At 65.1% G+C, this 13,168-nt stretch carries 12 protein-coding genes; 1 reads left to right on the top strand and 11 read right to left on the bottom strand.

What is annotated here, in order from left to right; genetic code table 11:
* Positions 1-4: 4 nt before the first annotated feature.
* The 9 genes from HWY05_RS30830 to HWY05_RS30870 all read right to left on the bottom strand — a co-directional run bounded on the left by HWY05_RS30830 (position 5) and on the right by HWY05_RS30870 (position 9,183).
* Entirely contained in the window at positions 5-913 is a 909-nt protein-coding gene (locus tag HWY05_RS30830) for an SDR family NAD(P)-dependent oxidoreductase (RefSeq protein ID WP_176060698.1), read from the bottom strand.
* Between the two features lie 104 nt (positions 914-1,017).
* Positions 1,018-2,613 carry an NAD(P)/FAD-dependent oxidoreductase gene (locus HWY05_RS30835; RefSeq protein WP_244146742.1) on the bottom strand — a complete coding sequence of 532 codons (1,596 nt, stop codon included), beginning with the start codon at positions 2,611-2,613 and terminating at the stop codon, positions 1,018-1,020.
* Positions 2,614-2,744: 131 nt separating this feature from the next.
* The gene (locus HWY05_RS30840; RefSeq protein WP_176060699.1) at positions 2,745-3,743 is read right to left on the bottom strand and encodes a sulfonate ABC transporter substrate-binding protein; all 999 of its coding nucleotides are present in this window, start codon (positions 3,741-3,743) and stop codon (positions 2,745-2,747) included.
* 257 nt (positions 3,744-4,000) lie between these two features.
* Entirely contained in the window at positions 4,001-4,852 is an 852-nt protein-coding gene (locus HWY05_RS30845; protein ID WP_035556565.1) for a MerR family transcriptional regulator, read from the bottom strand.
* A gap of 114 nt (positions 4,853-4,966) precedes the next feature.
* Positions 4,967-6,061 (bottom strand): hypothetical protein, encoded by a 1,095-nt coding sequence (locus tag HWY05_RS30850; protein ID WP_176060700.1) that lies wholly within the window; start codon positions 6,059-6,061, stop codon positions 4,967-4,969.
* Positions 6,062-6,217: 156 nt separating this feature from the next.
* On the bottom strand, positions 6,218-6,823 hold the full coding sequence (locus HWY05_RS30855) for a GNAT family N-acetyltransferase (protein WP_176060701.1): 606 nt from the start codon (positions 6,821-6,823) through the stop codon (positions 6,218-6,220).
* Between the two features lie 120 nt (positions 6,824-6,943).
* Positions 6,944-7,165 carry a hypothetical protein gene (locus HWY05_RS30860; protein ID WP_176060702.1) on the bottom strand — a complete coding sequence of 74 codons (222 nt, stop codon included), beginning with the start codon at positions 7,163-7,165 and terminating at the stop codon, positions 6,944-6,946.
* Positions 7,166-7,302: 137 nt separating this feature from the next.
* Positions 7,303-8,196 (bottom strand): MurR/RpiR family transcriptional regulator, encoded by an 894-nt coding sequence (locus HWY05_RS30865; protein ID WP_176060703.1) that lies wholly within the window; start codon positions 8,194-8,196, stop codon positions 7,303-7,305.
* 99 nt (positions 8,197-8,295) lie between these two features.
* Positions 8,296-9,183, bottom strand: a complete 888-nt coding sequence (locus tag HWY05_RS30870; RefSeq protein ID WP_176060704.1) for a DMT family transporter — start codon at positions 9,181-9,183, stop codon at positions 8,296-8,298.
* A gap of 115 nt (positions 9,184-9,298) precedes the next feature.
* On the opposite strand from HWY05_RS30870, the gene HWY05_RS30875 reads away from it, so the two are divergent.
* Positions 9,299-10,732 carry a PLP-dependent aminotransferase family protein gene (locus tag HWY05_RS30875; RefSeq protein WP_176060705.1) on the top strand — a complete coding sequence of 478 codons (1,434 nt, stop codon included), beginning with the start codon at positions 9,299-9,301 and terminating at the stop codon, positions 10,730-10,732.
* Between the two features lie 64 nt (positions 10,733-10,796).
* Here HWY05_RS30875 and HWY05_RS30880 read toward each other — a convergent pair whose 3' ends face one another.
* Entirely contained in the window at positions 10,797-11,870 is a 1,074-nt protein-coding gene (locus HWY05_RS30880; RefSeq protein WP_176060706.1) for a TAXI family TRAP transporter solute-binding subunit, read from the bottom strand.
* Between the two features lie 205 nt (positions 11,871-12,075).
* Positions 12,076-13,095, bottom strand: coding sequence for a hypothetical protein (locus HWY05_RS30885; RefSeq protein WP_176060707.1), 1,020 nt, complete (start codon positions 13,093-13,095; stop codon positions 12,076-12,078).
* Between the last annotated feature and the right edge of the window lie 73 nt (positions 13,096-13,168).

Below are 13,168 nucleotides of genomic sequence, written 5' to 3' on the forward strand. Positions count from 1 at the left end.
CGCGTCATACGGGCTTGCCGTCGATCTGCGCGGCGCGGCGCGCGCGTTTTTCCGCGATGCGCTTCATCCGGCGCGCCTGCATGACGACCAGCGCCTGATACGCCGCCGGCAAGGTGCGCGCGAGCCAGTCGGCGGCGCGCGCGTCGCGCCCGATCAGCACGCGCCGCTTGTTCTTGCGCACGCCGTCGAGAATCACGCGGGCGGCTTCGTCGGCGGTGGTGATGAAGAACTTCTCGAAGTCGTCCTTGCCTTGCTGTTCGTTTTCCAGCATGAAGCCGACCATGTTGGGCGCGATCCGGCTCGATTGCGCGATGCCCGTGTGAATGCCGCCGGGATGCACGCAGGTCGCCGACACGCCGCACTTCATCAGATCGAGTTCCTGGCGCAGCGATTCGGTAAAACCGCGCACCGCGAATTTGGTGGCGTTGTAGCCGCTCATGCCCGGCTGCGCGAACAACCCGAATACGCTCGACGTATTGACGATATGGCCCGCGCCCGAAGCCTTGATATACGGCAGAAACGCTTTCGTGCCGTGCACCACGCCCCAGAAGTTGACGCCGACGATCCACTCGAGATCGGCGTAATCCATGCCTTCGATCGTGCTCGACAGCGCCACGCCCGCGTTGTTGAACACGAGATTGACGCGCCGATGCTGCGCGGCCGTTTCCGCGGCCCAGTCGACCATCGCGGCGCGGTCCGCGACGTCGAGCACGCGCGTGGTGATGAGTAGCGGCGCGCCGACAATCTGCGGCGCGGCGGCTTGCGCGAGTTGCGCGGTTTCGGCGAGGCTCGCGGCATTGCGGTCGGCGAGGGCGAGATGGCAGCCTTCGCGCGCCAGTTGAATCGCGAGCGAGCGGCCCATGCCCGAGCCTGCGCCGGTGATGGCGGCGACCCTGTCGGTGAAGTTCTTCATTGGCTTATCTCCTGTGGGCCGAGCCGGCGTTTCGGCGCTGACCTGAGTCCCATGCAAGCTGGTTTGTCGTTGTCGTTGTCGTTGTCGCTGTGTCGCTGTGTCGCTCAGGTCGCTTCCGCCGACGCGGCAACCGGCGCATTCTTCGGCGTTTGCATCGGCCCATTCATCGCCACACCAGCCGGCTGCTGCGCCGGCGCATACGCGACGTAATCGTCCATGCTGAAGGTGCTCGTGGCCTGGCGGAATTTGTACGCAAACCCCGGCCACAGCGTGGTGTTCTTGCCGGTCTTCGGATCGAGATACCAGCTCTTGCAGCCGCCGGTCGACCATATCGCGCGGCCGAGCTTCTGCTGGATGCGCTCGTTATAGGCGCGCTCCACCTGCGGGCGCACTTCGATCGCGGCGGCGCGTTCGGCGTTCATCGTCTTCAGCGCGCGCAGGATGTACTCGACCTGCGACTCGATCATGAACACCATCGAGTTGTGGCCGAGGCCGGTGTTCGGACCCACCACCATGAAGAAGTTCGGATAGCCCGGCAACGCCGTGCCCAGATACGCATGCGCGCCGTCGCGCCATGTATCGACGATATCGACGCCGCCACGCCCGAGCACCACGCCCGGCGGAAACGGATCGGCGACCTGGAAGCCGGTGCCGAAGATCAGGCAGTCGGCCGGATGGCGCGCGCCATCGGTCGTGATCACCGCGTATTCCTCGATCCGGGCGATGCCGGTGGTGGTCACCGCCACGTTCTGGCGCGACAGCGCGGGGAAGTAGTCGTTGGAAATCAGCACGCGCTTGCAGCCCATCGTGTAGTTCGGCGTCAGCGTGGCGCGCAGTTGCGGGTCGGGCACCTGGCGGCGCAGATGCCGTTCGGCGACTTTCTGCGCGGTTTTCATCAGCGACGGATGAATCGCGAAACCGAGCGCCCGCGATTCGAGCATGCAGTACAGCGCCGAGCGCATGATTTTCTGCGTGAACGGCAGATGTCTGAAGAGCCACTGTTCGAGCGGCTTCACCGGACGGTCGGCCTTCGGCATGATCCACGGCGGCGTGCGCTGGAACAGTTCCAGATGCGCGACGCGCGGCGCGATCTGCGGCACGAACTGGATCGCGCTCGCGCCGGTGCCGATCACGGCGACACGTTTGCCGTCGAGCGGATAACCGTGGTCCCATTGCTGCGAATGGAACGTCTTGCCGCGAAATTTTTCGATCCCCGGAATGTCGGGCAGGGCCGCGCGCGAGAGGCCGCCCATCGCCGAAATCAGCACGCGCGCGGACCATTGCTGGCCGTTCGCGAAAGTCAGTTGCCAGCGGTGGCGCGTCTCGTCGTAGATCGCGCTCGCCAGTTCATGGCCAAAGCGCAAATGACGCTGAACGCCGAAGCGCTGCGCGCATTCTTCCAGGTATCCGCGAATTTCCGGCTGGCGCGCGAACATGCGGGTCCAGTGCGGATTCGGGGCGAAGGAGAACGAATAGACGTGCGATTGAACGTCGCAGGCGCAACCGGGATAGTGGTTGTCGCGCCAGGTGCCGCCGACCGACGCGGCCTTTTCCGCGATGATGAAATCGGTCAGGCCGGCTTGCCGCAGGCGAATCGCCATGCCGAGCCCCGCAAAGCCGGAGCCGATGATGGCGATGTCGGTATCGACCGGCGCGGATGGGTCAACGGCGGCTTCGTGGGGCGTCATGCGTGCATTCATCCGATCCGTCTCCTTTTTACCGTCTTAACTGTTACATTGGTTGATGTAACAATAGAGGCTGGTAACGGATGACGCAAGAAGCCGGTTAGATGTCCGGCTCTAGGAGCGGCCGCACGCCGCGCTCGATGGGTCTATTTCGCCGCGAGCGCCGCCGTGGCAACGGGGTTCTGCCAGACAACGTCCTTCACGACGATTTTCTGCGGGATCAGGTGAGCGCCGTAGAAGGCATCCGCGACGCCTTGCTGCGAGCGGACGATGTCGTCGGTGACGACCGTGGTGCCGTACGGATAGCGGCGCACCCAGGTTTCGACCAGCTTCTGATCGAGGCCGACCTTCGGCGCGATCAGCGCGGCGGTTTCCACCGGATGCGCGTTGACCCACAGGCTGGCCGCGCGCAATTGCCCGAGAATCGCGCCGACCACCTCGGGGTGCTGCTGGGCGAAGTCGCGGGTGGCTTCGTAGAAGTTGTAGGGGCCGTTGAGACCCGCGTAGTCCGCCAGCGTGCGCGCCTTCAACGCCTGCTGCGCGGACGCGTAGTACGGGTCCCAGATTACCCACGCATCGACGCTGCCGCTTTCGAACGCCGCGCGCGCGTCGGCGGGGGCCAGGTAGACCGGACGAACGTCTTCGTAACGCAGGCCGGCTTTTTTCAGCGCTTCGAGCAGCAGGTAGTTCGAGCTCGATCCTTTCTGCAGCGCGACCCGTTTGCCTTTGAGATCGGCAACGTTGCGCAGCGTCGAATCGCTTCTCACCAGAATCGCTTCCGCGTGCTCGCCGGACGGCTCCGCGCCGACATAGACGAAGCGCACGCCGCCGGCCTGTGCGAACACCGGCGGTGGCGCGCCGGTATAGCCGAAGTCGACGCTGTTGGCGTTGAGCGCTTCGAGCAGTTGCGGCCCCGCCGGAAATTCGAACCACTTGATGCTGTAGCCGAGCGGTTTGAGCCGTTCGTCGAGCGAGCCCTGGGCTTTCAGTATCGCGAGCAGGCCGGACTTCTGGTAGCCGATGCGCAGGACCCTGGCGGTGTCGTTGCCGACCGGCTGCGCGGCGGCGTTGAAGGTGGTGAAGGTGGTGAATGCCGTCAGCAACGCGGCGGCGACGTGAAGCGGAAAACGGGCGTGACGGGGCATGCGGCGAATCTCCATGTCTTGCGATTGTGATGTCGCCGGCCGTGCGTCGTCAGCGTGGTCCGCGCGCACGCGAGTCATCTGACAGCAGGTGACGTGACGTGCAGGGACGCGCAAGCGCTGGGAAACACGTCGCGGCGACGGTCAAGGATCGTCGCATGGACGCGGCGCGCTACCAACGAAGCAATGGAGATTTGAATATGACGCGCGAGGCACCGAGGTGGTGAGGCCGCACGTAGCGTGTGACGTGCGGCGTGCAGTTACTTTTTCGGCTTGTCCGCTTTCCCAGCGGCGCCGTCGGCGGGATGGCCCAGCTTCTTTTCCATGATCGCCGCGACGCGGTCGCCGAGGTAGTCGCCGGAGGCGTCTTCGAGCGCGCGGTTCATTTCGCTTTCCACCAGCACCATGGCGAGCGGCCGCACGCGCCAGATCGCGTCGACCAGCGCGGGCACGTCGGCGGGCGGCGGCAGCGCGTCGGCGTCGTAGCGATCCAGTTGGTGGACCACCAGATCCACCAGCGCTTTGGCGACCGCCTGAAAATGCGGCCGGGCGATGCCGACGGCGTCGAGCAGATCGGCGAGCGGAATGCCTTCCTTCGCCATGGTGGCGCCGGCGGCCAGCGCCGTGGGATTGCCCGACACGAACGAGAGGCCGTGACGTTCCAGCAGGCCGAGTTCGACCGCTTTGCCGAGCGCGCTCGGCGTGGCCTTGTCGCCGAACATTTGCAGCAGTTCGATCAGCGAGTATTTCTTCGGACGCTCACGCGACCAGCGGCCGCCGATCGCGGTTTCCAGACCGAGGATCGAACGCAGATCGTGGCCTTCGTCGACGGCCATGATCAGGTCTTGAATGTTCGCCAGCGTGTAGCCGCGAGTCAGCAGGTGATTGATCAGCTTCAGACGCGACACGTGGGTGTCGTCGTACACGCCGACCCGGCCGCGCTTTTCCGGCGGCGCGAGCAGGCCCCGGTCCTGATAGGCGCGCACGTTGCGCACCGTGGTGTCGGTGACGCGCGCGAGTTCATCGACGGTGTATTCGTTGCGCGGCGCTGGGCTGGCCGCGACGTTGGCGTCGGCGGGCGAGGGCGGGACGGAGGGCGGCGTGTTGGGCATGGGCGGATTTTAACGCGGCCGTCGGCGCGGCCGCCAGCCTGGCAGTGCGTCATGTTGTGTCATGGAGCGCGATGGGACCGAGCGGGAGCGGGCGTCGCGTTTTTGTGGCGACGGTCATTCCAGGTAGGATCGAATCAGTTTTTCATTGGCGTCGGAGTAGTCATAGCAATTGGATCGTAAATCGACCGGCGCCGCGAGCATGATCGTTTCGCACCACCAGCCGTTGTATCGGACTTCGGCGTTTTCATGGGTTGCGCTCAGCATGTGGCCGAATTCGTGGGCGAGAGTTTGACGGCTGCTAGCACTTGCAATGCCGTAGTCGCCGCCCTGCAGGGCTATTCCTGCCGTGCTGCTGCTTATCAGATTGTGCGTGAAGAGGAGGAATTTGCTATCGACGTCGATCTCCTGCGGGATCTGGGCGCGCACGAGTGCCAGCCACTCGAGGAGTTTCCTGCTGGGGTCGTCGCCCGCATAGGCAAAGTCGGTGATGCCGGGAAGGTTGCGGCGAATATCGACGGTCATGGTGCGCCCAGCAGGCAGCAAGGCTTCAATGAGCCCAATCCACCAGCTCAGGTGATCGTTGAGCGCGACGTTTTTGGCGTCGTCGTGAACGAAGATGACGAAATACCATTCAAGGGTGTCGCGAATGCCGCTCCTCGCCTTCGGACGGTCGCCGGTAGTCGATTCCGGTGTGGTTTCAATCGGTGCAAGCACGATGTCGCGAACGGTTTCGCTCGTGGCCGGCTGCGTGAGAACGCGTATCTCGGGGTGGGGTTTTGGGGTGGCGTAGCTGATGGTGTACGCGTCGGAGTGGGGCGCCGCGTTGACAAAAATATCCAGGCGGTCCGCGTAGCGGGTAAAGATCGCCGGATAGCCGTCGACCTTGCCGCGGTACAGCGCGGCCTCGCCATCGTCCGAATAAATCAGCTTGACCGGCATGCGCGTGTCGACATGCATGATTGCGGCGCCGCGCGTCGCATCGGTACGCGCGGCGCTCTGAGCCGGCAGCTCGCCGCGTAACCCGACCGGCAATCCACGAGCGACCGCGCCGTCGAAGTCCGTTACCGTGGACGCGACGCTGCTTCCCGCCGCAGCCAGCAGGCACATCAGCAGCAAAAACACGAGAGCCGCCGCGAAGCGTGAACGACGTGCGTCGACGCTGGGCGTCGAGCGCATCGGATGCTGGCATAAAAAAGGGAGATGGGGCACGGCGCGCTCCTGAATGTCGAGGTCACGTCGATTCCTTTGAAGCGGAAATCGACCCTCGCGCGCGCTGCTTCTCGTTGGCGCCGCGAGTCACCTCGAAATTAGGCGCAGCGATTCCATGCGTCCAGTGACAAGGCGACGCGAGCGCTTCAGCTGCCCCTACGCGACGTCGTCCGGCGCCGTCGAATCGCCCACGCCGAGCTTGCGCTGCATCAGCGTGGTATCGAGCCAGCGGCCATGCTTGAAGCCGACCGCCTTCAATGTGCCGGTCAATTCGAATCCCAACTGCGTATGCAGCGACAACGAGCCGCCGCTGCCGCCGTCGGCGATCACGGCGACCATCTGACGCCATGGCCCGGTTTCGCAGCGCTCGATCAGCGCTTCGAGCAGGATGCGACCGAGGCCTCGGCCGCGATACGCGTCGTTCACATAGATCGAATCTTCGATCGTGTTGCGATATGCGGCGCGCGGCCGGTAAGGCGTCGCGTAGCAATAGCCGGCGACCTCGCCGTCAATCTCGGCAACCATATACGGCAGCCCGTGACTGCGCACCGACGCGAGCCGCGTGCGCAGATCGTCGACGGAAGGCGGCGTTTCTTCGAACGAGGCGACGCCGGTCAGTACATGGTGCGCGTAGATCGCCTGAATCGCGGGCAGATCGGCTTCGGTGGCGTCGCGAATCAGCGGTGCGTTCAATGGTGCATTCGGCGGCGCGGTCGCATCCGATGCGGCAGGCGTGGAGGGCGCGGGGCGGGTGGTGCTCATACGAGTTCCTGTCGTGGCCGTTGGAATGTAATACGTTTGACTATGCCCGCCGCACGCGCGGATTTGAAGCGAGTCAAAAATCGCCATCGCGTATGGCCGCTATACGTGTGGCGATAACCGTCAGTTATGCGAGTACGTGTCCGGCTGTTTCACATGGCCACGATGACGCTTCTGATGTTGAGTCTTGTGCTTCGGGCTGGTCCTGGATTGCGCGGCGGCGCTATGGTCGTTACCGGCCGGCAACGAGCTCTGGCCTTCGCCGAAGCGGAAAGTTTGCGAGGTTTGAGCGTACGCGCCGGCGGACAGCGTCAACGCGGCGACGAGGCAAAGCGACAATTTCATGAATCCTCCTTCGGAACGAGCCGCAGAGGATACCCGGTTTGCAACGGACCGGTCGATCCGGTCGGGTCGGTTGATTGACCGCAACACGCGCGAATACCCGCGAATACCCGCGAATACCCGCGAATACGCCGAACACGTCAAAGATCGAACTGGTCGAATTCGCTTTGCAGTTCGCGGTTACGGGCTACGCGCTCGTCGATACCCGGCCCGAGCCGTTCGACGATCGCCGAAATCAGCAGATTGAACAGGCACGTGAGCGGCGCGAGCGAATCCCAGAATTGACCGACATCGGTTTTCACCTGCAGCAGGTCGCCGTCGAATTCGCGCGCCCACGGACAATAAATATCGGTGACCAGCGCGAACGGCAAACCGCGTCGCGTGGCCGCTTCGCAATAGCGGCGCGCGACCTTCGAATAGGCGCGCGTGTCGGTGACGATCAGATACGGCGATTTGAAATCCGAGTTCAGCGAATCGACATACGAGCCCGACATGCCGTCGGAATAGAACACGCGCGGGCGCAGATATTCGAGGTAGCTATAGAACGCGTTGCTGATACCGCGCGTGGATTGAATGCCGAGAATGTAGACGGCGTCAGCGGTTGCGATGCGATCGGCGACCCGCGCGAAGGCGGGTGATTGCGCGAGCTGGTAGACATGCTGGATCGCGCCGACTTCGAGTTCGAGCGAATGGGCGAGCGCCGGGTTCGGCGTTGCAGGACTACTCGTGTGCGGCGCGGCTTCGTCGTGCTGGCCGGCGCCGCGGCGGAACGCGTCGAGCCGGTCGGTGATCAGCCACGGACGCTCCTGCGCGCCGCGCAGTTCGCGTTTCAGATCGTCGAGGTTCTGATAGCCGATGCTGCGCAGAAAGCGCCCCACCGAAATGCCGCTGGTGCCGGCTTGCTGGGCGATCTGATCGGCGGTTTCGAGGCCGAGCCGGTCGAGATTGGCCAGCATATAACTGGCGACGCGTTTGGAGGTCGGCGTGAGTTCGGCAAAGCGGGCTTCGACGGTTTGGGTAAAAGCGGTCGGCATCGTGGTTGCGGCGCAAGGCGGTGGTGGGTCGGTCGCCGGAATGATGACATAGTCGACCGGCCACCGGCATCGCATTGCGTCGATTCGCGGGGGCTCCCGTCAGACCGCGGGCCGCGCCGGCGCAGCTCGCGCGAAGCGCCGGGCGCCCGCCACGCAGGCCACCACCACGACGGTGACGAGGATCATCGCGAGCGGGACCTCTTCATGCAACAGCAAGCCGGCCAGCAGCAGGCCGAAGAACGGCTGCAGCAGTTGCAGCTGACCGACGCCGGCAATGCCGCCGAGCGCGAGGCCGCGATACCAGAACACGAAACCGATCAGCATGCTGAACAGCGACACATACGCGAGGCCCCACAGCGCGGCGTGACTGACGCCGTCGAACGACGCGGGCCGCGTCCACCACGCGAGCGGCAGCATCAGCGGCAACGACAGCACCAGCGCCCAGGAAATCACCTGCCAGCCGCCGAGGTGGCGCGACAGGCGCGCGCCTTCGGCATAGCCTAGCCCGCAGACGATGATCGCGGCCAGCATCAGCGCATCGCCGACCGGCGACGCGTCGATGCCGTGACGCAACGCGAATGCCACCACCGCGCTGCTACCGAGCGCGGAGAAGACCCAGAACGCCGGCTGCGGACGCTCGCCGCCGCGCAGCACGCCGAAGATCGCGGTAGCGAGCGGCAGCAGGCCGACGAACACCACTGCATGCGCCGCGTTCACGTGACGCAGCGCGAGCGCCGTCAGCAACGGAAAGCCGACCACCACGCCGAGCGCGACGACCACCAGCGGAATCAGATCGCGACGTGCGGGGCGGGACTGGCGGAACACCAGCAATAACAGCAGACCGAGCGTACCCGCAATGGTCGCGCGGGCAACGGTCAGGAACACCGGGTCGAGACCTTGCACGGCGATGCGGGTGGCCGGCAGCGAGCCGCTGAAGATCAGCACGCCGATCATGCCGCTTAGCCAGCCGTTGGTTGTCTTGTCCATCGAAAGTGTCCGTGCAAAGGCGAATGAAGGACATAGCATCCGCTTTTGCGCCGTAAAGGGTAAGCTACGCATCAGTACAATTCGTACAAACTGTACTTACTGTGGAGCAGTACAGATGGCGGAAAGCGAGAGTAACCGTGCGGCCTCGGGCACGCGTGTCGGCACGGTGATGGACAGTCTGCGCGAGCGTATTGCGAGCCGCTCGCTGATGCCGGGCGCGCGCGTGCCGTCGATCCGCGCGATGACGGAAACGCTCGGCGTGTCGAAGTCGACGGTGGTGGAGGCCTACGACCGGCTGGTCGCGGAAGGCGCGATCGTCGCGCGGCGCGGCTCGGGGTTTTTCGTGTCGGGTCACGCGCCGCCGCTCGCGCTCGCCGATCTCGGGCCGCGTCTCGATCGCGAGGTCGATCCGCTGTGGCTCACGCGTCAGTCGTTGCAAGCGGGTGCGAAGGTACTGAAGCCGGGTTGCGGCTGGATGCCGCCGTCCTGGTTGCCGGAAGACGGCGTGCGCCGCGCGTTGCGGGCCGTGGCGCGCGATCCGCAGGCGCCGCTGGCCGAATACGCCAGTCCGTACGGCCTGCCGGCGCTGCGTCAGCAACTGGCGTGGCGGCTCGCGCAGCATGGCGTCGACGCGCCGCCGGAGCAGATCGTACTGACCGACAGCGGCACGCACTCGCTCGATCTGGTGTGCCGGTTCCTGCTCGAACCGGGCGACACCGTGCTGATCGACGACCCGTGCTACTTCAACTTCCAGGCATTGTTGCGCGCGCACCGTGCGCGGATCGTCGGCGTGCCTTATACGCCGTCCGGTCCCGATCTGGCGGCGTTCGAGCGGGCGCTGATCGAGCATCGCCCGCGGCTCTATGTGACCAATTCGGCGATCCACAATCCGACCGGCGCGACGCTGGCGCCGGCCGTCGCGCACCGGGTGCTGAAGCTGGCGGGCGAACACGATCTGCTGATCGTCGAGGACGACATCTTCGCCGATTTCGAAGACGAAGCCGCGCCGCGGCTTGCCGCGTTCGACGGGCTCGCGCGGGTGGTGTCGATCGGCAGTTTTTCGAAGACGCTGTCCGCGGCGGCGCGTTGCGGCTACATCGCCGCGCGCCCCGAATGGGTGGAATCGTTGATCGATCTGAAGCTGGCTACCTCGTTCGGGAATGGCCAACTCAACGCGAGCGTCGTGCACCGGTTGCTGGTGGACGGAACGTACCGGCGTCATCTGGAGTCGATGCGCGCGAAGCTCGCCGATGCGATGGGCGAGACGATCCGGCGGCTCGGCTACGCGGGCCTCGATATCTGGACGCGGCCACGGGCCGGCATGTTTGCGTGGGCGCGTCTGCCCGATGCGCTCGACGCGGCCGATATCGCGCGTCATGCGCTGGAGGCGGGGGTGGTGTTCGCGCCGGGCAATGTGTTCAGCGCTTCCCAATCGGCGGCCGGGTTTTTGCGCTTTAACGTGTCACAGTGCAATCGTCCGAAGGTCTACGAAGTGCTGCAACGGGCGATGGAAGCAACGGCCATGTCGCGGCAGCAGGCGCACGCCTGATTCGCGTGCGCGCCGTGCCGCTGCGCTGCGTTTCGCGTTGTTGCGTTTCGCTTCGTCCAGCCAGCTACTTGCACAGCAGAAGCAGGCGCTCCTGATCCGTGCAGGCAGAGCGCGGTTTCTGCACGGCCTGCGTCGCCGCCGCGTTCATCGCCGCGCTCTTGTTGGTGAGACACGCGCGCAAATGCTTCTCGACCGGCGCGTAGTATTTCCATCCGCGCACGAGGGTGGGCAGTTCGAGCTTCACCTGCTTCCACTTGGGATGCCCGTGCTCCTGCAGATTGTCGAAGTTCGCGCACAGCGAATCGGCGAAGCGGTTCAGATTGACGACGGTATCGCGCAGCCCGTAGTCGTAGGTGACGAGAAACGCCTTGACGGTCAGCGTGGGCGTGTCTTCTTTAATCCAGTTCGGGTAGCTGCTGGCGCGGATCGTCGCGGGGAAATAGGTCTGTTTGGCGCGCGCGGTTTCCGGCGCGGCGGGATCGGCGCGCAGCAGGCGCAGCTGGTTCAGCAACTCGGGATTCATGTCGTTGAACAGTTTCGCCGGCTGTCCGACCACGATGATCGCCACATCCACTTTCTTGACGATCAGCGCGGCCAGCGCGTCTTCGTTGCTCAGGTGCTGGATGTTCTGCTCGGGAATCGGCTGGCCGAACATCAGGTGATAGAGCGTGGTGGCCGATTGCGCGGTGCCGCTGCCGAGCAGGCCGACGCTGATGGTTTTGTCCTTGATGTCGGCGAAGGTTTTCATCGGCGAATCCGCCCGCACCACGACGTTAATTTCTTCGTCGTAGAGCGGCATGATGAGGCGCAGCGGCCGGATCGCGGTGCCGGCGTCGGCATTGCCCGCGTTGGCCATGTCGAGGTACGCCTGATACACGTCGGACTGCACCAGCGCGAGCTTCACGCCGGACTCGAAGCGCATGCGCTGCACGTTCTCGGCCGAACCCTTCGACGCCATCACTTCCAGGTCGATGCCCGCCGGCTGCGCCACCCATTTCGACAGATCCTGGCCGATCTGGATATACGTGCCGCGCTCCGGGCCGGTGACGATCTTGTAGTGCGTGGGCTCCGCGCAAACCAGCGAAGACATGACCAGCAGCGCCAGCCCCAGCCATCCCGCCAGAAATCTCTTCAGCATGGTCTCTCTACCTATCGGTCAGGTTCGTCCCGCTTCCCGCGTCGGCGCGCGTGAAGCACCATTGAGCCGGTTTGCCCTGGCATGATCGCTGCATCGCGCGGGTCGCGTCCGTCTGTTGCCGCTCAGAGCGGCGCGATCCAGCGACTGCCTGGCAGTGAAGGGTGGCAGTGAAGTCCACCGTGTCTTTCGGTATCCCAACGATTCGTTACTGGGTAGCGGCCGCAGCGTGCGAATTCAGCGGCGCCCAGCCGGTCTCCCGAATCACGCGCTCCAGGATGATCTTCGCCGTGTCGTTGCCGGTGTCGATGGTGAGCGCCTCGTTGGCATGCTGACGCGCGCAAGGCCAGGACTGTTGAGCGACGCAGGTTTGCGCTGCCTGCAAGGCGGCATCGCGGCGCGCGGTCAGCGGGCGCAATTCGGTCGCGAGATCCTGGGCGTCGGCGTTGCCCGGCTGCAGCGTTTGCGCGGCGCCGAGCGCGGCTTGTGCCGTCGACAGGTCGTTGGCGCGGAAGGCGAGGCGCGCCGCCTGCACGGCTTGCGTGGCGTCGCGGAACTGCGGCGCCGGTTTGACGGGCGCCGCGGCGAGCGGCTGCGCAGCCGGTGCGGTCGGAAAGATCTGGGTGGATCGGACGTTGGCGCCTGGTGCGGCGGGCGTGTTCGCGGCGCTCGGTTGGGCCGGTTTGGCCGGTTGCGGCGTATAAGGCGCGATCGTGCCGGTTGTGGTTCTGGCGTCCTGCGTTGCGTCGGCGCTTTGATCGTTGCCGCCGTTTTGCGAATCGCGATTGTCGCCGAATAGTGCATACGCGCCAGCCACCAGGCCGATGACGACAAGCACGCCGACGATGAGTAAAGTGGTTCGGCGATTGGGCAGCGCGGCGCTGCGCTTCGACTCGGGCAAATCGGTCAGCGGCGGCGCCGGCGGATGCGTGGCCACGATCGCCGGGGTGTGCATCGCGGCTTCGCCGGGCAGCGATCCGCTCGCGCTCGCGCTGTGCGCGGCAAGATCCGGTTCAGCCGATGCGGCCGGATCGAAACCGTTTTTCTGCACCACCTTATTCATTGCGCTCGCGCGGCTGCCGGGAATCACGGCGCGCTTGTGCGGACCGCCTTCGAGCGGATGCACCGCGCCGCAATACGGGCAATAGTCGACTTGCCGGTACAGTGCGCCGCCGCAGCGTTTGCACGGTGTCGGAAAACTGTGGCCGGTGACGGTCTGGGTGGCCATGCTGAGGACCCACCTGAGGAAAACGATGCCGTTACGGCATGCTCCGGATCGTATTGAAGCGGCAGCCAGATCC

This window comes from Paraburkholderia sp. BCC1876, from assembly GCF_902833695.1.
In the GTDB taxonomy this organism is placed as follows: Bacteria; Pseudomonadota; Gammaproteobacteria; order Burkholderiales; family Burkholderiaceae; genus Paraburkholderia.

Excerpts from the sequence above, each read along its gene's own strand:
- HWY05_RS30830 (WP_176060698.1), bottom strand. The coding sequence starts at position 913 with ATGAAGAACTTCACCGACAGGGTCGCCGCCATCACCGGCGCAGGCTCG.
- HWY05_RS30835 (WP_244146742.1), bottom strand. The coding sequence starts at position 2,613 with ATGAATGCACGCATGACGCCCCACGAAGCCGCCGTTGACCCATCCGCG.
- HWY05_RS30840 (WP_176060699.1), bottom strand. The coding sequence starts at position 3,743 with ATGCCCCGTCACGCCCGTTTTCCGCTTCACGTCGCCGCCGCGTTGCTG.
- HWY05_RS30845 (WP_035556565.1), bottom strand. The coding sequence starts at position 4,852 with ATGCCCAACACGCCGCCCTCCGTCCCGCCCTCGCCCGCCGACGCCAAC.
- HWY05_RS30855 (WP_176060701.1), bottom strand. The coding sequence starts at position 6,823 with ATGAGCACCACCCGCCCCGCGCCCTCCACGCCTGCCGCATCGGATGCG.
- HWY05_RS30860 (WP_176060702.1), bottom strand. The coding sequence starts at position 7,165 with ATGAAATTGTCGCTTTGCCTCGTCGCCGCGTTGACGCTGTCCGCCGGC.
- HWY05_RS30865 (WP_176060703.1), bottom strand. The coding sequence starts at position 8,196 with ATGCCGACCGCTTTTACCCAAACCGTCGAAGCCCGCTTTGCCGAACTC.
- HWY05_RS30870 (WP_176060704.1), bottom strand. The coding sequence starts at position 9,183 with ATGGACAAGACAACCAACGGCTGGCTAAGCGGCATGATCGGCGTGCTG.
- HWY05_RS30875 (WP_176060705.1), top strand. The coding sequence starts at position 9,299 with ATGGCGGAAAGCGAGAGTAACCGTGCGGCCTCGGGCACGCGTGTCGGC.
- HWY05_RS30880 (WP_176060706.1), bottom strand. The coding sequence starts at position 11,870 with ATGCTGAAGAGATTTCTGGCGGGATGGCTGGGGCTGGCGCTGCTGGTC.
- HWY05_RS30885 (WP_176060707.1), bottom strand. The coding sequence starts at position 13,095 with ATGGCCACCCAGACCGTCACCGGCCACAGTTTTCCGACACCGTGCAAA.